General features: G+C 46.9%; 19 protein-coding genes. 12 read left to right on the top strand and 7 right to left on the bottom strand.

Features of this window, described 5'->3' with window-relative positions; translation table 11 throughout:
* Positions 1 to 11: 11 nt before the first annotated feature.
* Complete coding sequence (locus A3GW_RS0107590) at positions 12 to 1,379, bottom strand: MATE family efflux transporter (protein WP_026216649.1); 1,368 nt, start codon at positions 1,377 to 1,379, stop codon at positions 12 to 14.
* 227 nt (positions 1,380 to 1,606) lie between these two features.
* Here A3GW_RS0107590 and A3GW_RS0107585 point away from each other — a divergent pair, with 227 nt between their 5' ends.
* Positions 1,607 to 3,325, top strand: coding sequence for a phospho-sugar mutase (locus tag A3GW_RS0107585; protein WP_018368690.1), 1,719 nt, complete (start codon positions 1,607 to 1,609; stop codon positions 3,323 to 3,325).
* 536 nt (positions 3,326 to 3,861) lie between these two features.
* On the opposite strand, the gene A3GW_RS0107575 is transcribed toward A3GW_RS0107585, so the two are convergent.
* The 5 genes from A3GW_RS0107575 to A3GW_RS0107555 all read right to left on the bottom strand — a co-directional run bounded on the left by A3GW_RS0107575 (position 3,862) and on the right by A3GW_RS0107555 (position 8,373).
* A complete protein-coding gene (locus A3GW_RS0107575) occupies positions 3,862 to 4,605 on the bottom strand; it encodes a cyclase family protein (protein WP_018368688.1) in 744 nt (247 codons plus the stop codon).
* A 134-nt stretch (positions 4,606 to 4,739) separates the two neighbouring features.
* On the bottom strand, positions 4,740 to 6,086 hold the full coding sequence (locus tag A3GW_RS0107570) for a DUF438 domain-containing protein (RefSeq protein ID WP_018368687.1): 1,347 nt from the start codon (positions 6,084 to 6,086) through the stop codon (positions 4,740 to 4,742).
* Positions 6,083 to 6,319, bottom strand: a complete 237-nt coding sequence (locus tag A3GW_RS0107565; protein ID WP_018368686.1) for a DUF1858 domain-containing protein — start codon at positions 6,317 to 6,319, stop codon at positions 6,083 to 6,085. The genes A3GW_RS0107570 and A3GW_RS0107565 overlap by 4 nt, the downstream gene beginning before the upstream one ends.
* Positions 6,320 to 6,331: 12 nt before the next feature.
* Entirely contained in the window at positions 6,332 to 6,973 is a 642-nt protein-coding gene (locus tag A3GW_RS0107560; protein ID WP_018368685.1) for a hypothetical protein, read from the bottom strand.
* A gap of 5 nt (positions 6,974 to 6,978) precedes the next feature.
* Positions 6,979 to 8,373, bottom strand: coding sequence for a DUF2130 domain-containing protein (locus A3GW_RS0107555; protein WP_018368684.1), 1,395 nt, complete (start codon positions 8,371 to 8,373; stop codon positions 6,979 to 6,981).
* Between the two features lie 101 nt (positions 8,374 to 8,474).
* Between A3GW_RS0107555 and A3GW_RS0107550 the strand changes: the two genes are divergently transcribed.
* Entirely contained in the window at positions 8,475 to 8,660 is a 186-nt protein-coding gene (locus A3GW_RS0107550; protein WP_018368683.1) for a 4-oxalocrotonate tautomerase, read from the top strand.
* Positions 8,657 to 9,592, top strand: a complete 936-nt coding sequence (locus A3GW_RS0107545) for an FAD:protein FMN transferase (RefSeq protein WP_018368682.1) — start codon at positions 8,657 to 8,659, stop codon at positions 9,590 to 9,592. Before A3GW_RS0107550 ends, A3GW_RS0107545 begins: the two co-directional genes overlap by 4 nt.
* 41 nt (positions 9,593 to 9,633) lie before the next feature.
* On the opposite strand, the gene ald is transcribed toward A3GW_RS0107545, so the two are convergent.
* Positions 9,634 to 10,734: an alanine dehydrogenase gene (ald, locus tag A3GW_RS0107540; RefSeq protein WP_018368681.1), complete on the bottom strand. Its 1,101-nt coding sequence runs from the start codon at positions 10,732 to 10,734 to the stop codon at positions 9,634 to 9,636.
* A gap of 168 nt (positions 10,735 to 10,902) precedes the next feature.
* On the opposite strand from ald, the gene trhO reads away from it, so the two are divergent.
* The 9 genes from trhO (at position 10,903) to A3GW_RS0107490 (ending at position 20,422) form a co-directional block, all read left to right on the top strand.
* Positions 10,903 to 11,889, top strand: coding sequence for an oxygen-dependent tRNA uridine(34) hydroxylase TrhO (trhO, locus tag A3GW_RS0107535; RefSeq protein WP_018368680.1), 987 nt, complete (start codon positions 10,903 to 10,905; stop codon positions 11,887 to 11,889).
* Between the two features lie 64 nt (positions 11,890 to 11,953).
* Positions 11,954 to 12,817: a GNAT family N-acetyltransferase gene (locus tag A3GW_RS0107530; protein WP_018368679.1), complete on the top strand. Its 864-nt coding sequence runs from the start codon at positions 11,954 to 11,956 to the stop codon at positions 12,815 to 12,817.
* A 16-nt stretch (positions 12,818 to 12,833) separates the two neighbouring features.
* On the top strand, positions 12,834 to 13,463 hold the full coding sequence (locus A3GW_RS0107525) for an alpha/beta fold hydrolase (protein ID WP_018368678.1): 630 nt from the start codon (positions 12,834 to 12,836) through the stop codon (positions 13,461 to 13,463).
* Positions 13,453 to 13,944 (top strand): Rossmann-fold NAD(P)-binding domain-containing protein, encoded by a 492-nt coding sequence (locus A3GW_RS0107520; RefSeq protein ID WP_018368677.1) that lies wholly within the window; start codon positions 13,453 to 13,455, stop codon positions 13,942 to 13,944. The genes A3GW_RS0107525 and A3GW_RS0107520 overlap by 11 nt, the downstream gene beginning before the upstream one ends.
* A 70-nt stretch (positions 13,945 to 14,014) precedes the next feature.
* Entirely contained in the window at positions 14,015 to 15,343 is a 1,329-nt protein-coding gene (locus A3GW_RS0107515) for a hemolysin family protein (RefSeq protein ID WP_018368676.1), read from the top strand.
* 308 nt (positions 15,344 to 15,651) lie between these two features.
* The gene (locus A3GW_RS0107505) at positions 15,652 to 17,565 is read left to right on the top strand and encodes an ABC-F family ATP-binding cassette domain-containing protein (protein WP_018368674.1); all 1,914 of its coding nucleotides are present in this window, start codon (positions 15,652 to 15,654) and stop codon (positions 17,563 to 17,565) included.
* A 1-nt stretch (position 17,566) separates the two neighbouring features.
* Positions 17,567 to 17,989, top strand: a complete 423-nt coding sequence (locus A3GW_RS0107500) for a hypothetical protein (RefSeq protein ID WP_018368673.1) — start codon at positions 17,567 to 17,569, stop codon at positions 17,987 to 17,989.
* A 105-nt stretch (positions 17,990 to 18,094) separates the two neighbouring features.
* Positions 18,095 to 18,550 (top strand): pyridoxamine 5'-phosphate oxidase family protein, encoded by a 456-nt coding sequence (locus A3GW_RS0107495; protein WP_018368672.1) that lies wholly within the window; start codon positions 18,095 to 18,097, stop codon positions 18,548 to 18,550.
* 192 nt (positions 18,551 to 18,742) lie between these two features.
* Positions 18,743 to 20,422: a ribonuclease J gene (locus A3GW_RS0107490; protein ID WP_419757107.1), complete on the top strand. Its 1,680-nt coding sequence runs from the start codon at positions 18,743 to 18,745 to the stop codon at positions 20,420 to 20,422.
* Positions 20,423 to 20,489 lie beyond the last annotated feature (67 nt).

The raw sequence follows: 20,489 nt of genomic DNA, 5'->3' as shown, positions 1-20,489 counted from the left end.
ATTTTACCATATTAGATAGAGGCCAGGCGCGCTTGACGCTTGCCTTCTTGGATAAAGGGGTGTCGCCTGAAGGCGACAAATAGCTGAGCAGTCATGGGAACCCAAATCAGAGGTTCGCAAAGCATGACCCCGACATAACCGACCTGTGGGATGATGGCAATAACGAAAATGACCTTGCCCACTAGCTCAATCAGGCTGGAGACCAGAGGTGTTACCTTTCTGCCCAACCCTTGCAGGGTATTTCGTAGGATAAAAAGGCAACCGAGAATGGGATAAAAAGGTGTGCCTAGCTTGAGATAAGGGGTAGCGTTGGCGATTAGTTCAGGCTCATCAGATCCTGAAATCCAGCTGATTAAGGCAGGGCTAAAAAGATGCAGTAAGATCGTCACTATAATTCCCCAGACCAGAGCGATTAAGCTGGCTTTTTTGACCCCTTGGTAAATACGGTCAAACTGCTTAGCGCCCAGGTTTTGGGAAACAAATGTGGTCATGCTAGCTGCAGTAGCCGTCAAAGGCTGGAGAGAGAAAGCCATGATGCGACGAGCTGTCGTTTGGGCGGCGATAATCAAGACCCCAAAGCCATTGATGGCCGTTTGGAGGATAACCGTGCCAATAGACACAATCGAAAACATGAGTCCCATCGACAACCCCTGTCCCAGAAGGTCTTGATAGAGCCCTTTCTCCCAAACCAGATGATGTCGCTTAGGAACAAGGACAGGGACGCGTCTAGCGATATAAAGAAAACAGAGAACAGCTGATAGCCCTTGAGATAAAATAGTTGCCAGCCCTGCGGATTGTACCCCTAGGTGCAACTGGGTAATGAAAAACAAGTCCAGAGCAATGTTGAGGCAAGCCGAGAAAATCAAAAAGTAAAGGGCAACTAAGCTGTCTCCGATAGCCCGCAAGAGCCCGGCGCCAAGGTTGTAAGCAAAGGTTACCCCAACCCCCATCATGATTAGGTAGATGTAGCTATAAGACTGCTCTAGGATATTGGCAGGCGTTCCCAGTAACTGCAAGAGTGGGCGCAAGCCCAGATTGCCGACCAGCATTACCAAACCACTCAATATCAGCCCGATGACGACTGTCGCTGCCACCGACCGCTTGAGCTCTTCTTCGTTTTTTGCGCCATAATGACGAGCAATGACAATACCCATACCGTTACCGACACCGAGCGCAAAGCCGATAATCAGCTCAAAAATGGCTGATGTCGCTCCAACCGCAGCCAAAGCCTGCTCTCCAAGGTAGTTACCGACGATCATGGTATCGGCTGTATTGTAAAGTTGTTGAAAAATATTGGAAATCATAATAGGCCAAGCAAACCGCAAAATAGTCGGTAAAATCTTGCCCTTGGTTAAATCAATCTGTGATGTTTTCATGATAAGCTCCTTGTCAATTCTATTATTATACACGAAAAAAGTGTTGAAAATCAAGGGATTTCAACAGGTAAACGCCAACAACATCACAGGTAAGTCTCCTATTTTGAACCCAGTCAAGAACGTTTGGATAGGGACATATTTCTATTGGCACTTTTCAAAAATTTATTTTCTTTTCTGGAAAATTGTGGTATACTGAAAGCGGTTAATAAAGAATGAAAAGGAGACCGCTGATGTCCTATCAAGAGACTTATCAAAACTGGTTGAACGTTCCCAACCTGCCAGACTACCTTCGCGAAGAATTGCTGGGTATGGACGAAAAAACTAAAGAAGATGCCTTTTACACTAACTTAGAATTCGGTACGGCAGGTATGCGAGGCTATATCGGTGCAGGCACCAATCGCATCAACATCTTTGTTGTCCGTCAAGCGACCGAAGGTCTGGCTAAACTGATTGAGAGCAAGGGTGAAGCGGCGAAGCAACGTGGGGTTGCCATTGCCTACGATTCACGTCATTTCTCGCCAGAATTTGCCGCAGAATCCGCCCAAGTCTTGGCTGCTCACGGTATCAAGAGTTACCTTTTTGAAAGCTTGCGCCCAACGCCTGAGCTATCTTTTGCAGTACGCCATCATCAGGCGATTGCAGGTATCATGATTACCGCTAGCCACAACCCTAAAGAGTTCAATGGCTATAAGGTCTACGGTGAGGATGGTGGTCAGATGCCGCCAGCCGATGCTGATGCACTCACCCAGTATATCCGTGCTATCAACAATCCATTTGCTATCGAAGTAGCTGACATGGACGCCGCAAGAGCTGATGGTCTCATCGAGATTCTTGGCGAAGCGACTGATGCGGACTACCTCAAAGAGATTGAATCTGTTACCATCAACCAAAACCTGATTGACCAATATGGTCGCGATATGACCATCGTCTACACCCCTCTGCATGGGACAGGGGAAATGCTGGCGCGTCGTGCCTTAGCACAGGCTGGATTTGAACAGGTTATCATCGTTGACGCACAAGCCCAGCCAGACCCAGATTTTTCAACCGTTAAGTCACCAAACCCTGAAAGCCAGGCAGCTTTTGCTCTGGCAGAAGAACTGGGGCACCAGCATCAGGCAGATGTATTGTTAGCGACCGACCCAGACGCAGACCGTCTCGGTGTTGAAATCCGTCAAGCTGATGGCAGCTACCTCAACCTGTCTGGTAACCAAATCGGTGCCTTGATTGCCAAATATATCCTAGAAGCCCACAAACAGGCTGGCACTCTACCAGCCAATGCTGCGTTGGCTAAGTCCATTGTGTCAACTGAGCTGGTCACTAAGATTGCGGAAAGCTATGGAGCGACCATGTTTAACGTCTTAACTGGCTTCAAGTTCATCGCTGAAAAAATCCAAGAGTTCGAAGACACTAACAACCACACTTACATGTTTGGCTTTGAAGAAAGCTTTGGCTACCTGATTAAGCCCTTCGTTCGTGATAAAGATGCTATCCAAGCTGTTCTCATTATCGCTGAAATTGCAGCTTATTACCGTTCACGCGGTCTGACCTTGGCAGATGGTCTGGATGAAATCTACAAAGAATACGGCTATTTTGCTGAAAAAACCATTTCAGTTGATTTGGCAGGTATTGATGGTGCTGCTCAAATCAAGGCTATTATGGCAAAATTCCGTGACAATGCACCGACTGAGTTCAACAACACGCCTATTGCGTTGGCTGAAGATTTTGCCAAGCAGACTGCAACGACTGCTGATGGTCAGGTCACAAGCTTGACCACACCGCCATCTGATGTCCTCAAGTATACCTTGGCAGATGATTCTTGGTTTGCTGTTCGCCCATCAGGTACTGAACCAAAAATCAAGTTCTACATTGCTACTGTTGGTGAGCATCTCGCTGATGCTCAAGCTAAAATCGCAGCTATTGAGGCTCAGATCAGAGAGTTTATCGCTTAAGTTAAGCTTTAGGTTTATTAGCAACCCGCTTTACTTATAGGTCAGAATAAAAACTGAATCACAAAGAGCTGAGTTGGGTTTTCGTGATGGTCATGCCATGACGGAAGCCTGCTCCGCTCTTTTTGCATCAAAAGAGGCTGGGACAAAAGTCCCTGCCTCTCAATTTGATTTTGAATGGTTAAGCGAGACGCAGTGGTTGAATGGGCTCCTAAGGTGCTGATGCTATCAGCTGAACAGTCCTAACGACTGAGGGAAACATTGTTTCCCAAACTTCTAACCTCAAACAGCTACTTCCTGACTGTTGCTCGCTTTTGGCTTTTAAGGCTCACCCTTCAACAGTACTCCCCTGACTGTTGAAGCTATACAGAGCTGGGTTAAAAAGGTCTGGGAGACCTTTTTAATCGGAAAGTAAACATTGCGGAGAAAGTGTCAAAAACGGTCCAGTGGACCGTTTCAGACCGAACTCTAAAAATTAGCGAGGCGAGGGGAAATCTGACCCCTTTGGATTAGCGAATTTGGTCCCACTCCCAGAAAAATTAATCTTGTGGGACGTAGGCAACTGCGCGGACAGGTGAGCCTGTGGCGCCTTCCCAATTAGGGTAGGCGATGGCGATAAAACTGCCTGTTGCTGGAACCTGATCAAGGTTAGCCAGCACCTCGACCTGATAAATCCCTTGTTCAAGCAAATAGTATTCCTCAACCAAAGCACCGCCATTTTCAGGAACAGAAGCACCGCTATCGGTATCCAGTGTCTCGTGCCCGACGGCCTTGACCTGACGGTTGTGAATCAGGTACTCAAGGGCATCGTGTCCCCAACCTGGGGTATGTTGGACATCGTTCTCATCTAGGTTACGAAAGGCTGCGGTGTCTGGCCAGCGTTTATGCCAATCTGAGCGAAAGGCGACAAAGGCACCTGGCTCAATCACACCGTGCTCTGCTTCAAAAGCGAGAATGTCAGCTTTACTAATCTGGTAGTCTGGGTTGTCAGCCACTTCGGCAGATTTATCAATCACATAGAGTGGCAAGAAGAGGTCTTCCAGAGGAATCTCATCGAGGTACTTGCCACCTTCGACAAAGTGAATCGGCGGGTCAATGTGGGTGCCGTATTGACCAACGACTGTAAACTGTTGGACATGAAAACCGTCTTTGAGGGTAAAGATATCCTTTTTCTCCAGCGCGGGCAGGGCTGGAAAGCGAGGACTGGTTTCGTTTATCTTGTGGGTCAAGTTAACCAGTTTGGCTGATTTGAAAGCAGTATAGGCATCGCGTAAACTTGTCATAAGGTCTCCTTTTCTAGCAGGATAGGCGGCGTCCTGTTAGCACCGCCAGTCCTGTGATACCTTGATTTTAACCTATTTTGATGTTGCTGACAAATACTTATTTTTTAGAATTGGTTATAGTTTTTAGCTATAACTCAATCCAAATCTCGTTTCATGTCACTCCCCAGTTCAAAAAAGGGCTGAATGTCCTGAACGTATTCGAGCACACCTTGAAATGCACCGTTATCATCACGGACGGCCTTGTAGACTACATAGATGAACTTGCCCGTCTTGTCGGACTTAAACCACATGTCGACTTGGTCCTTGCGCCCACTTCTGAGCAGGTCAAAAATAGCTCGCACCCGCTCTAGGATTTTTGGTGGGTGGCAGAGGTCAACATGGCGACCGATCTGGCTCTTGGTGCGCTTAAAGACCATGTCATCAGCTGGCACACTATCGTTGAAATATTGAAAGATATCGTCTTTATTGACAAAGGTTAATTCCAGTGGCAGATGGTTGAGGATGAGATTGGCTTCTTCGACCGACAGGTAGCCCTTGCCGAAAGGTTGTTGCTGGTTGCGGTCAATAGCAGTGCTTTTCGCCTCTGGTTTTGGGGTAAAGGTGATGGTGAACTGCCCTTGTGGGGTATCGATGACGGTCGCCTGCCCCTCAGCCTGTGTCGGCTGAACAACTGCTTGTGGTTGGTCTGCGCTAGCCATTTCCCCAAAGACCTCCCGATGAGGAACCCACTTGGCGGTCGGTTTGATGATGGCGTAGCCGTAGGTCTCACTCTCCTCTGCGATGGTCAGCCAGTCGTCCTGAGTAAAGGTCTCCAGCAAAATCATGAGCAGGATAGCCTCTTCCTTGAAAATCATCTCCTCGAACTCCTTGGCGAACGCCTCAAAAGTAGTGAGGACAACTGTTACATCACCATCAGGTAAGGACTGACTGGTTGTCATGACCTGAGCAAACAGCTCCCTAATTTGGTCGTCTACACCCCACATGACCTGAGGAGGGGCATCGTGACCGTAGCGTTCCATGATGGGGAAGAAAAGGTTCTCTTTGCGGTCGTAATGACGTTCAAACTGCCCTAGCAGGTTCAGCTGGTGACGGAGCCCCTTGAGCAAATCAGTTTGCAAATCTGTATCAGTTGTCTCTGCATAAGAGGTCAAAATCCGCCTAACCCGTAAGAGTGCTGCGCGCAGGGCTAAATTTTCCTGCTTGAAGACATAGACAGGATGTCCCTCCTGATCAGCATCTGCGACCTCTACGGCGGTGATAGCGCCCTTAAAGAGGTTGGTGTGGACGTTACAAAGGCTCATGATGTCCTCAAAAGTGATGCCTGCATCTGAGGTCATGAGTTCATGTTCCATGAGGGAAATCTCCAAGGCAGACACACCTGTAAAGTGCTGGTTAAAGCGTTCTTGAACACTCTCAGGGCTAGCCCCCTGATGGAGTTCCAGCAAAATGTCTCTCAAAATTTGTATCCGTTGGTCGCTCATTTGTCTCCTCCAATCACCTCGTAACCATGGCTGGTCAGGGTGCGTGCGATGGTCTCTAGGGAAATGCCAGTCAGGCGAGAGCCTTGCTTGAGGCTGGTGATCTTACCGAGCGTGTTAAGCATAGCAGGATTGGCAAGGGGCTTAAAGCCTAAGTCAACCAAAATATCCCTGAGCTCAGGGTGGCTAGCTAGCAATTCGGCGACAGGCTGGTTGAGGTCAATGGTGTTGGTCATGAGAGAGCCTTTCTATATTGTTCTGTTGTTTGCGGTCCTAGCTTGTTCGATAGCTTTTGACCAATACTCGAATTCCCATCTTAATGGTGGTAAGTCACCAACTTTTTTACGAATAGCATTTTGGTAAGGGAGATACAGCTCATTATAATCATCCCATTTGCTCCAAGCCAAATCCGTAGGGAGGCTTACCTGAAGATAGTCGTCTGCTAGTTTCAAGATATAGTTATCTATCGGTACATGAAGCAATGGGAAAATGTCTTCAAGTATCTCTGGTTCCAACATATAGAGGTATTTTAGGGTCATATTGATCCATTTCTGAGCTTGACCAAATGTAAATCGAATGTTAAAGGAGGCGTATAGCTGTTTTATTCGGCAACAAATGCGGTAATGCCAACAGTCATACTGGTCTTGGTGACTGATGGTTGAAGGTGTTAGCTGAGATAATTCTTCGCGAAAAATTCCCAACACCTCCCGTCTCAGTTGCAATCTTACTTCATTTGGGACTTCTTTTAACTTGAGTGTACGATTAAAATCTAAGTAGGCTAGTCTACTGGCTGATTTGAGTGAATCAGATAAATCTTTAAAGTAAGCTAGCTTTAAAAAATATAAAGTATGTTGGTCAACAGTAGTCTGATAAGGGAGATTTGTCATCATTGTCGTTACTCTTTCTTGAGCGCTTCAAACTTAGCCTTCATAGTCGGGTTTTTCCGAGTTAGTTTTTTGACGGAGACATCTTCAAGTTTGTTGTTGGCCAGGCGCAGCTGGTTGTCGCTGGTGGTCAAGAAGCGTTTGACCTCTTCCATGCGCTTGATGGCCTTGTCGATTTCATCGATGGCTTTCTTGAAATTGGTGCTGGCTGAGGTATAATTTTTGGCAAAGGCCGTTTTGAAGGTTTCCAAATCGGCTTCAAAGGTGGTGATGTCGATGTTTTGACTTCTGACCAATTCCAACTCTTGCTTGTAACTCAAGCTGTTTAGCGCAGCATTTCTCAAGAGACCAATCAACTGGATGAAGAACTGTGGGCGAATGACGTACATCTTAGGGTAGTGATGGCTGACATCAACAATGCCCGTGTTGTAGTAATCGCTGTCCGCCTCCAACATAGAGACCAGAACGGCGTATTCGCAGTTTTTCTCTCGTCGGTCCTTGTCCAATTCTTTGAGAAAGTCCTCGTTTTTGTGTTTTCGGGCGGTTGTGTCGGCCTCATTTTTCATCTCAAACATGATGGAGAGGATTTCAAGCCCATTGTCGTCTGTCTCTCGAAAGATGTAGTCGCCCTTTGAGCCTGATTCGGAGATTAGATTATCCTTACCAAAGGAGGCCTTGGGAAAGGCATAGGCACGCACCTTGTTGAATTCTGTTTCTGCATAGAGTTCTAAACTCTCTCCGATGGCCTTAGTGGACTGTTGCGCCTTAAAATTCTTGTAAAATTCGACCTGCTCGTTGGCTGCCTTGAGTTGGAGGTCATACTCTTGACGGGTGGTCGCCAGCGCCAACTCTTGCCGCTGTTCCTGCAAGAGCAAGGCCGTCCGTGCCTCGTCACGCTCCTTTTCCAGACGAGCGATGGCTTCCTGCTGTGCCCTGTCTTTGAGCACCGCCTGCTTGTCCTGTTCGGCCTGCACTTGAGCCAATTGCGCCTGCTGCGCCTCTTGACTAGCTGCCAACTGCGCCGTCACACGCGCTAACTCTTGCTCCTTGTCGGCGAGTGACTGTTTGGCTGCCAGCATCTCTTCATGGGCACGCTGCTCCAGTTGACTACGTACCTGAGCCAGTTCTTGGTCTTTTTTGGACATGGCAGAGCTGAGGGCTAGTTCTTGCTCGGCCTTGAGCGTGTCAAGCTGGTGAGCCAGCGCTGTTAGTTCTCGGTCTTTTTCCGCCAGTTGGGACTGGAGCGCATTTTTGGACTTCTCCTTGAGCAGTTGGGTCTCGCGAGTGAGGCGGTCATGAAGTTCCTTGTCAAACTCTGCTCCCCGCACCTGAGCTAGTAACTGACTATACTCAGTTTCGTTGACTGTAAAACTCGTCCCACAGTGGGGACATCTGATCTGATTCATGGCTATTCTCCTTTTGGGGTTAACTAATGACTGACGTACTCTCATTATACCATTTTCACGCCAGTATGATACAATAGAACTGATATAAGGAGGAGTAGAATATGCCATTTATCACCATTGACCTCTTTGAGGGACGTAGTCAAGAGCAAAAAGAACAGCTGGCTCAAGAAGTCTGTGAAGTTGTGTCTCGCATCGCCAAAGCCCCCAAAGAAGCCATTCACATCTTTATCAACGATATGCCAGAAGGGAGTTATTACCCTCATGGTCAGATGAAACGTCGCCAGTGAGAGAAGAGCGTCGTTTCAGGCAGCTGGGAACCATCTGCCACATTGCTATTGAGGCTCCTGAAGCGGGAAGCCTACTTGATCAAACAGGAGACCTGCTCAAGTCCTATGAAATGGTTTTTTCCGCTCATTTGCCAGCTTCTGAACTCAATCAACTCAATCAGTCAGCGGGAAAATCTCCCTTCACTGCTTCAGCAGAATTGTTTGAACTCGTCAGCTACGGTAAAAAGCACAGTTTAGCACTTCATAGCCAGCTCAACATCGCCCTTGGCCCCTTGATTCAGGCTTGGCAGATTGGATTTGTAGGAGCAACCAAGCCCAGTCAAGCTACCATTGACCAGCTACTTGACCTCTGCCAGCCAAAAGATATTTTGCTGAACTCTCGTCAGCAGAGCGTTTTTCTAGCCCGATCTGGCATGGCTTTAGATTTGGGTGCCCTTGCCAAGGGCTACATCGCTGACCGTCTGCTGGAACACCTGCTGTCAGCTGGTGCTACCAGCGTCTTAATCGACCTTGGGGGTAATGTCATCACCCACGGTCAGCCGTTTTCAACGACCAGCAAATGGCAGGTTGGGGTGCAACTGCCTTTTGCGCCTCGTGGTCAAGCTATGGGGCGAGTCACGATGGGCAACCAAGCCCTCGTCACCTCAGGAATTTATGAACGCTTTTTTGAGGCTAATGGCAGAGCTTATCACCATATTTTGGATAGACAAACTGGCTATCCTATGGAAACCGAGATGGTCAGTCTGACTATCTTGAGCGATTCCGCCCTAAGAGCTGAAACCTACAGTAGTCAGTTCTTTGGTCTTCCCATACCGCAAGCGCTCCATCTTATCAAGCAGACAGACAGCATAGAAGGGCTGATCTTAACTAGTGATTACCGCTGTTTCTTATCTGATGGGATGAAGGTACATTTCATCCCGCAATATCATTAGAAAAAACACGATTCCAAAGAGAAATCGTGTTTGCTTTTTTATTATTCAAAAGGCACATAAGGGAGACCTAGGGATGTCGCAACAGCTTGGTTGGTGACTTGCCCTTTATAGATGTTTAAACCTGTGAGAAGACCGTAGTTGTCACGAACGGCTTGTTCAAAACCTTTATTGGCTAACTCAAGTGCATAAGGCAAGGTCACATTTGTGAGGGCAAGTGTCGATGTGCGTGGCACAGCACCTGGCATGTTAGCGACAGCATAATGGATTACCCCGTCTACTTCGTAAGTTGGTTTGTCATGGGTAGTAATGGTATCCGCAGTTTCAATAATACCACCTTGGTCAACGGCCACGTCAATAACGACAGAACCAGCCTTCATCGAACTAATCATCTCTCGAGTTACCAGTTTAGGCGCCCGTGCACCTGGAATCAGCACAGATCCGATAAGTAAGTCGGCTTCCTTGACACTATCAGCGATGTTAAGAGGATTAGACATTAAGGTTTGGATACGTTTGTCAAACAAAACATCCAATTCTGCTAGTCGCTTAGCAGAGACATCTAAGATCGTCACATCAGCGCCCAAGCCTAGCGCCATCTGCGCAGCATTGGTCCCAACGACACCACCACCGATGATCACAACCTTTCCTTTTTTAACTCCCGGAACACCTCCCAAGAGAATACCTGCACCACCTTGGAGTTTGGTTTGGAAATAAGCCCCCATTTGCACTGCTAATCGTCCAGCGACCTCACTCATGGGGTTAAGCAGGGGCAGAGTACCGTCCTTGACAACGGTCTCATAAGCAATAGCGGTCACGCCGCCATCTAGCAAGGCCTTAGTTAAGCCAGGAGCAGGAGCGAGGTGAAGGTAGGTAAACAGCAATAAATCAGGGCGGAAAAATTGATATTCATTTTCTAAGGGTTCTTTGACCTTGATCACCAGCTGGGCTGCCCACACCTCTGCAGCGTGTTTTTTGATGATAGCCCCTTGCTGGGCATAATCATTGTCAGAAAACCCTGAACCAGCTCCAGCTTCAGTTTCAACCCAGATAGTGTGACCAGCCTGTTTTAGAGCTAAGACACCAGCAGGTGTTAAACCGACACGATTTTCATTGCTTTTGATTTCTTTTGGTACACCAATAATCATCTCATTTAACCTCGTTTTCTTATTAGATTGCCTTTATTGTACTAAAAAAAGAGAGTACCATCAAGCACTAGTTGAGCAGTATTCTTGAAGAATAGTCGTGGTTTTGTTATAATCAAGGTGATTGCACAAGCATTCATAATTATCTCATGCAAAGATAAGGAGAAGCACATGTCAAAGGACATCAGAGTATTACTCTACTATAAGTACGTCCATATCGAGAATGCCAAAGAATACGTGCAGACTCATTTGGACTTTTGTAAGTCAATCGGTCTCAAGGGGCGGATTTTAATTTCTGAAGAGGGCATCAACGGTACGGTTTCTGGAGATTTTGAAACCACTCAGAAATACATGGACTGGGTGCACAGCGATGAGCGTTTTGCTGACCTCTGGTTTAAGATTGACCTCGAAGAAGAGCAAGCCTTTAAGAAGATGTTTGTTCGCTACCGCAAGGAAATTGTTCACTTGGGGCTGGAGGACAATGATTTTGATGCTGACATTAACCCACTTGAAACCACAGGGGCTTACCTGACACCCAAAGAGTTCAAAGAAGCTCTTTTGGATGAAAACACCGTTGTCCTGGATACTCGTAATGACTACGAGTACGACCTCGGTCACTTCCGTGGCGCCATTCGCCCAGATATCCGCAACTTCCGTGAGTTGCCACAGTGGGTGCGTGACAACAAGGAAAAATTCATGGACAAACGTGTCGTGGTCTACTGTACCGGTGGTGTCCGCTGTGAGAAATTCTCAGGCTGGATGGTGCGTGAAGGCTACAAGGATGTCGGTCAGTTGCATGGCGGCATTGCGACCTATGGCAAAGACCCAGAGGTACAAGGTGAGCTGTGGGATGGCAAGATGTATGTCTTTGACGAGCGCATTGCCGTAGACATCAACCATGTTGATCCAAAAATCATTGGGAAGGACTGGTTCGACGGCACACCATGTGAACGTTATGTTAATTGTGCCAACCCATTCTGTAACCGTCATATGTTGACGTCTGAAGAGAACGAACACAAGTATGTTCGTGGCTGTTCAGCAGAATGCCGTGCTCATGCCCGCAACCGCTACGTGGAAGAGCATGGATTGACCCATGAAGAATGGGCAGCAAGATTAGCGGAAATCGGAGAAACACTACCTGTTGTTGCTCCAGCTTAATCAGCGATGATGACCAGCCTCTTGGCTGGTTTTTTGGTATAATAGACCTCATGGAGGTACTTCTATGGACATCATCAGTACGAATTGCTTATCTATTGAACAAGGCAAACGGGTAAAAGCTTTTCTAGCCCACTGCATGGTTCATGATAAGACCTATAAAGAGCCCTACTTATCCAATCAGCTTAATTTTAACCCTGACATGCCGGCCTTTTTCTTGGCTTACGAGGGGGATGACTTAATTGGCTTGTTGACGGTCTATGCCGATACACCTGAAGTGGACTTGTCGCTCTTTGTTGCGCCAGAGCACCGCAGGAAAGGTATTGCTCGGCAACTCTATCAGAAGTTTTTAACGGAAACAGCTCCCTATGGTGTGACAGAGGTTTCCTTTATTGCGGAGCGTGCCTTTATTGAGGCAAATCCAGGTCTCCTGTCCGCTTGGGGACTGGTCATTGATGACGATAGTGAGTACTTTTTGGGACGGCCGTGCTTGCCTATGGACATGGCAGAGCTGCCCCTTGAGGTGTCTCTCTCGCTGGCTAGACCAGAGGAGGTGAAGGACATTGCTGAGCTGAAAGCGCGCGTGTTTGAGACGCCGCTAGAGCTCAGTCTGACCTATGTGTCAGAAGCCCTGGCTGATCAGAACAGTCTCCTGTATGTTGCCCGCCTAGCTGATCAAGCGATTGGCACTTGTACGGTGGACATCAGCTCTAGCCTGACTTACCTTTACGGTCTTGCTGTTGATCTTGTCTATCGCGGTCAGGGTATCGGTAGTCAGCTGGTGAAGACTATCATCAACGACCGTTACCATGCAGGTGATACTGAGCTACAAATTGCTGTGGATAAGGACAATGACGGTGCTAAAAAACTTTATGAGCAACTGGGCTTTGTCACCCAGACAGAAGTGGTTTATCTGTCGAGTAAGGATTAAGAGAGGGGATTAAGTGATGAAACTGATTTTTCTACACGGCGTGGGGCAAGATAGCCGAGCTTGGGAGCAGGTGATAACAGGGCTAAAGGGTTATCACTGTGTCAGCCTAAATTTATTTCATCATGGGAGATTACCTGATTTTTCTAGCCTACAAGAGCAGGTCAGACAGGCGGTGCGTGAGAGCGAGGAAGACGTTGTTGTGATTGGGCTGTCTTTGGGTGGCATGCTGGCGCTATCTTTGTTGCAAGACCCAGCGCCGCAGCTCCGAGCAGTCGTCAGCATTGCTGGTCAGTATCAATTCACAAAGAATTGGGCTTATAAGGTGCAGGTTGGCTTGCTTAAGCTCTTGCCACCATCTCTTTTGGAAAAACAAGGATTGGATAAGGATAATTTACTGGCTTTTTATCGAGACTTGGCTCAGCTGGATATGACAGGTTTTCTACAAACAACGACCTTGCCAGTCCTCTTGCTCTGTGGGGAGTGCGATAAGATTAACCTCAAAACAGCCAAGCAACTGAAGATCTTGATACCAGAGGCGAAGATGGCGGTGATAGCTGAAGCAGGTCACGAGGTCAACAAGGACCAACCAGAACAGTTGGTAAGGGAATTAAACCAGTTTTTGGAGGTGCTCAACCATGTTAACTAAAGAGGTCGTCGTTGTTATCGGAGGTTCTGGTATGTTACGACCAGCTGTTTTTCAGATATTATCTGAAGTACAGAGTTCTGTTTTGTTGTGCAGCCGAGACAAGAGCCGTTATGATGACTTATTTGAGGTCTACCCTCACGCAGTCTTTTTCCCTTTTGATTTTTCAAAGGCTACCTCTTTTGAAAATCTAAGCAATTTTCTACAAGAAAAAGGGGTGACCATTTCGTGTCTCTTAGTCTGGTTGCACAGCCCCTATTATCCTCATCTTGAGCGTTTCTTGGAACATTTCCCAACCTTTAGAAATGGCTGGTATCTTGTCCAAGGAAAGAGCAGCAGCAATCTTCCTGATGCGTTGTTGAAGCGCTCTGATTTACAAATTATTCGCCTCGGTTATCACGAAAAAGAAAACCGCTGGTTGACTGATGATGAAATTTCCCAGCAGGTTCTTGATGCTTTCCTTCCCTTTAAGCCTAGAAAATAAAGTTAAAAGCTGCTTGCTTTTTCCAAAAATATGCTATAATGGATAGACTAATGTAAAAAAGGAGACCATCATGGAAGACCCTGGCAGTCAGACCATCGTGTTACAATTCATCTTACTACTTATCTTGACCCTCTTTAATGCTTTTTTCTCTGCGACGGAGATGGCTTTAGTATCGCTCAATCGTTCTCGTGTCGAGCAAAAAGCAGAAGAAGGTGACAAGAAGTACATCCGCTTGGTTAAGGTACTTGAGAACCCTAACAATTTTCTCTCGACCATCCAGGTGGGCATCACCCTCATCACCCTCCTGTCAGGGGCTAAGCTGGCTGACACGCTGGGGGCTGAGATTGCGACATGGTTTGGCAATACGGCTACTGCAAAAACGGCGGGTAGTCTCTTGTCTCTAGCCTTTTTGACCTATATCTCCATCGTTTTAGGGGAACTCTACCCCAAACGGATTGCCATGAACCTCAAGGAAAATCTAGCCATCTACTCAGTACCAGTGATTTTGTTGTTGGAAAAGTTGGCTAGCCCCTTTGTTTGGTTGCTTTCTGCATCAACTAACCTACTCAGCCGTCTGACACCTATGGCTTTTGATGACGCCGATGAGCAGATGACTAGAGACGAGATTGAGTACATTCTGACCAAGAATGAGACCTCGCTTGATGCGGAAGAAATCGAGATGCTTCAAGGGGTTTTCTCGCTCGATGAGATGATGGCCAGAGAGGTTATGGTGCCTAGGACGGATGCTTTCATGGTGGATATTAACGATGATAGCTCTGCTATTATCAGTGCGATCCTCAAGGAAAATTTTTCCCGTATCCCGGTCTATGATGGTGACAAGGACAAGGTGATCGGTCTGATCCACATCAAAAAATTGCTACACGCTGCCTTTCACGAGGGCTTTGACCAGGTCAATATTCGTCGAATTATGCAGGATGTTCTTTTTGTCCCTGATACGGTCTTTGTCGATGATTTGATTGGAGAATTGCGGAGCAGCCAGCGCCAGATGGCGATTTTGCTGGATGAGTACGGCGGAGTGGCAGGTCTTGTTACCCTTGAGGACTTGCTTGAGGAGATTGTCGGCGAGATTGATGATGAAACTGACCGAGCTGCGGAGTCTGTGCGTGAGATTGCAGAAAATACTTATATCGTTGAAGGGACAATGACCATCAACGAGTTCAACGACCACTTTGAGACCGAGCTGGAGAGCGATGATGTTGATACCATGGCAGGCTTTTATCTAGCGGGTATCGGTAGTATCCCAACTCAGGAGGAAAAGGAAGCTTATCAAGTAACCAGCAAGGACAAGCAGCTTACCCTTATCAATGACAAGGTTAAAAATGGTCGCGTTCTCAAACTCAAAGTCTTGATGACCGACTTGCCTGACATAACAGAGTAATCGGCTGATGATCTGTTCCCACTGATAGAAGGATGACACAGAACTAGCAGAATAACCCAAAGCTTGAAAAAACTATGAAATTACTAGGCTTTGTATAGATATCTCATAAGATTAGAGAGACAGGGCATTTTGCCCTAGCCTCAAAGTGATTAATAAAAGAGGACAAACGATGTGGTCCTCTTTTTTGATAGCGAGGAAAGCGAAAGCCAGGATGCTATATGATCAGAAACTTGTTTGTTATGATGACGTGCCAATAGAAGTAACAATCGACCAATGAAAAACCTGCTCTTTTATGCTACAATAAACCTATGATTATTTTACAAGCTACCAAACTCGAACGCTCCTTTGCGGGCGATGTGTTATTTACCAATATTGATATTCAGGTTGATGAGCGTGACCGCATTGCTCTGGTCGGTCGTAACGGAGCGGGCAAGTCAACCCTCCTCAAGATGCTGGTTGGCGAGGAAACGCCGACCTCAGGCACCATCAGCACCAAACGCGATCTTTCTCTGTCTTATCTGGCACAAGATAGTCGCTTTTCGTCGGACAAGACCATCTATGCTGAGATGGTAGCGGTGTTTGACGACCTGCGGCAGATTGAGAGCCGTTTGCGAGTTATGGAGGGGCAAATGGCAGAGCTGACAGGTGCTGCTTTTGACCGCTTGATGGTTGACTATGACCAGCTGTCGGAGGACTTCCGCAGTCGTGGTGGCTTTACCTACGAAGCGGACATCAAAAGCATTCTCAACGGCTTTAAGTTTGACCAGTCCATGTGGGACATGCCCATCGCTGAACTATCAGGCGGACAGAATACCCGCTTGGCACTAGCGAAGATGCTCCTTGAAAAGCCAGATTTGCTGGTCTTGGACGAGCCGACCAACCACTTGGACATTGAGACCATCGCTTGGCTGGAAAATTACCTAAAGAACTATCAAGGTGCGCTTATCATTGTCAGTCACGACCGCTATTTCTTGGACAAGGTTGCCACTATCACGTTGGATTTGACACCAAAAAGCCTCGATCGCTACGTGGGCAATTATTCTCAGTTTATGGCACTCAAGGCTCAAAAACTAGAGACCGAGGCCAAAAACTACGAGAAACAGGCCAAGGAAATTGCCAAACTGGAAGACTTTATCAACCGCAACATCGTCCGTGCCTCGACCACCAAGCGAGCCCAGTCCAGACGCAAGCAACTGGAAAAGATGGAACGCTTGGACAAGCCCCAAGCTGGGCAGAAATCTGCCCATATGACCTTCGCGTCAGCCAAGTCTTCTGGCAACATCGTCTTGACAGCTGATGCCATCGCTATCGGCTATGATCATCAGGTGCTGGCGCAGCCCATTTCCCTAGACGTCCGAAAATATGATGCGATCGCTATCGTCGGCCCAAACGGTATCGGCAAGACCACCCTTATCAAGTCGATGGTCGGACAACTCCCCCTCATCGCGGGTGAGGCAGTTTACGGTGCCAATGTTGAGATCGGCTACTACGACCAGACCCAGTCCGCCCTGACCCGCACCAATACCGTACTGGAGGAGCTCTGGAATGCCTTTCCGACTACGCCAGAAGTGGATATCCGCAACCGTCTGGGAGCCTTTCTCTTCTCTGGCGATGATGTCAAAAAGTCTGTCGCCATGCTGTCTGGCGGTGAAAAAGCGCGCTTGCTTCTTGCCAAGCTATCCATGGAAAACAATAATTTCCTCGTTCTTGATGAGCCGACCAACCACTTGGACATCGACAGCAAGGAAGTGCTGGAGAACGCTCTGATTGACTTTGATGGCACCCTGCTCTTTGTCAGCCATGACCGCTACTTTATCAACCGTGTCGCCACCAAAATCCTTGAAATTTCAGCAGATGGCTCGACCCTCTATCTGGGCGATTATGATTATTATCTGGAGAAAAAGGCAGAGCAGGAAGCTAGACATCAAGCTGACCAGCTGACAGCAGCTAGCTCAACTGACACCCCATCAGCTGGCGCTAGCGATTACCAGTCCCAAAAGGCAGACCAAAAAGAACGACGCAAATTGGCCCGCCGTATCGACGAGATTGAAAACCAGCTAGAAACCCTAGAAACCCGCCAAGCAGAGATTAACCAGACCATGCTGACCACTAATGACCTTGGTCAGCTGACCGACCTCCAAAAAGAGCTGGAGAGCCTAGATGAGCAGCAGTTGGTACTGATGGAAGAGTGGGAGCAATTGAGTGAGAAAATAGGAGACTAGCATGTATCGCTTTGTTACCCAAGAAGCTCAACTGACCTTGCATGATTGTTTTATCACAGCCGTAGGATTTGGGCGAGAACTGATCTTGTCTTTTGAACAGGGGATTGATATTTTAGCCAGCCACTCTTTAAATCCGACACACAGGCACCAAACAACAGGACCAGCAGAGGTTGTTTTGCAGTCTTATGAACTGGTACAAGTTAGAGAGGTCTATGGTGCAGAGGATTTTTCACCGAGCTTAGAGGCTCTGACTTCTAAGCGGGTTGAAGTGCTTTGCTTTGGGTTTGATAGGGTCACCAAAACAGCTCAACTACTGTGTGATATTGATTGGCGGTATTGTGTTGCTTACTCCTTTTCTTGTGAAGCTGTCTATTATAAATGGAATGAGTTGACTGGTGATGCCTGGTTTCAGGACTGGCCGTAATGTTAGATAAGACGTCACAGGGATAACTTTTTTGTGAAATACTTCCTAAAATACCTGAAATATGGTATAATCGATGTAGAAAACGATTGCAAAGGGTGGATATCAATGGACGTCAAAGACATTTTAGGCATTTTAGAAGACATGGGGGTCGCTGTATTTGCGACTGTGGACGAGTCAGGCATGCCACATGCCAGACATTTTCACATCGGTGTGGCAAATGAACAAGGTATTTTCTTTATGACGAGTCCTGAGACCAAGTTTTTCAAACAGGTTGCGACAAATCCGAATGTGGCTGTCACGGCGATGAGCCAAGAAGACTATTTGATTCAGGTCATTCGTATAGAGGGCAAGGTACGACCAGTTGGTCCTGACCGACTTTACGATTTACTTGCGGGTAATCCTTATGTTAATTATGTTTACCCAGATCATAAGAAGCAGGAAGACATCGAAGTTTTTCAGCTTTATGAAGGAGTTGGTTTCTACCACAGTTTGACACAAGGGCACAAGTATGTTTTTTCTATCGGAGAAGGTCGCTCAGAGACCGCGCGAAGTATTACCTAGGCAATCTCAGATGATTTAGGATTTGAAATAATTTGTGAAAAGTTGTATACTAACCATGTATGCAACTTTTTGTTTGCGCGACAGTAAATCGACTTAATGCTAGCACAGCTGATTAAGGACCGTTTGTCTGAAGAAGTGGTCGAGGCTTGTTGGTCTGATTAAAACAAACTCGCTCTTCAAGTATTTACCAAAATGATAAAGGAGAATAGTGTGACAGCAGTTAATATCATCGCCTTGGGCGGTGTCCGTGAAATCGGAAAGAATTTTTATGTGGTGGAAATCGGTGAGTCGATTTTTATCCTTGATACAGGTGTTAAGTATCCTGAAAGTGAGCAGTTGGGCGTTGATGTTGTGATTCCTAACCTGGACTATTTGATTGAGAACAAAAAGCGTGTCCAAGGGATTTTCCTCACCCACGGTCATGCGGATGCTATCGGAGCCCTGCCGTATGTGCTCCAGCATATCAAGGTGCCTGTTTTTGGGTCAGAATTGACCATTGAATTGGCCAAGCTTTTTGTGAAAAATGCTAATCTCTTTAAGCGCTTTGAAGATTATCATGTGGTCAATGCAGAGACAGAAATTGAGTTTGGCGATAGTACGGTATCCTTTTTCAAGACAACTCACTCTATTCCAGAGAGCCTGGGAATTGTTTTGTCAACGCCTAAAGGCAACATTGTCTACACAGGGGACTTTAAATTTGACCAAGCGGCAAGCCCGCTTTACCAGACTGATTTTGCCCGTTTGGCAGAGATTGGTCGTGAGGGCGTTTTGGCTCTCTTGGCAGATTCTGCCAATGCTGAAAGCAAGGTCCAAATTGCCAGCGAATCAGAAGTTGGCGCTGAAATCAATCGGGTCATTAGCAATTGGGAAGGCAGAATTATTGTGGCTGCTGTAGCCAGCAACTTGTCTCGTATCCAGCAGGTCTTTGATGCTGCCGCCAACAACGGTCGCCGTGTCGTCTTGACAGGCTATGATGTGGAAAATATTATTCGCACAGGGATTCGGTTGAAAAAGCTCTCTTTAGCTGATGAGCGTTTGATTATCAAAGTGGCAGATATGGCGAACTACGAGGACCATGAGCTGATTATCCTTGAAAATGGTCGTATGGGTGAGCCGATAAACTCTTTGAGTAAGATGGCGCAGGGTCGTCACCGTTATGTCAATATTAAAGATGGCGATTTGGTTTATATCGTGACTACACCGTCAGTTGCTAAGGAAGCTATGGTGGCAAGAGTGGCTAACCTTATTTACAAGGCAGGCGGTTCTGTTAAGTCCATTGCTAAGCACATGCGTGTATCTGGTCATGCTAATGCACGAGATTTGCAACTCTTGATTAACTTGCTAAAACCGACCTATCTCTTTCCCGTTCAAGGGGAATACCGTGAACTGGCTGCACATGCAGACCTAGCCATGGATATCGGTCATTTGCCAGAGCATATCTACATCATGAAAAAAGGCAACCGTATGGTTTTAGGAGAAGAAGGCTTCTTGCACGAAGGTTCCGTTCCTTCTGGTGATGTGATGATTGATGGCAATGCCATGGGTGATTTGGGAAGTGTTGTCCTCCGCGATCGCCAGATCCTCTCTGAAGAAGGTATTTTCATCGTTGCCATGACCATTAACAAACGCCAGAAAAAGATTATTTCTAAGGCAAAATTCCATACGCGTGGCTTTGTTTATGTGAAAAAGAACAAAGACATTCTCTATGATAGTGCAGAGCTCGTTAACCAGACGGTTGAGACCTATCTGAGTCAGCCAGATTTTGACTGGAGTGAGTTGAAAAACTTGGTTCGTGATAAATTAAGCAAGTATCTTTACGATCAGACCAAACGTCGCCCATCTATTTTGCCTGTGATTATGGAAGTGCGTTAAGGTGCTAGTTCTCAACTTAGTAGATTTTAAGCACATCTAAAAAAGTCATGACAGTTAGATGAACGCA

The organism is Streptococcus entericus DSM 14446 (assembly GCF_000380025.1).
Classification (GTDB): Bacteria; Bacillota; Bacilli; order Lactobacillales; family Streptococcaceae; genus Streptococcus; species Streptococcus entericus.
This window is presented reverse-complemented; position numbering and strand designations above follow the sequence as displayed.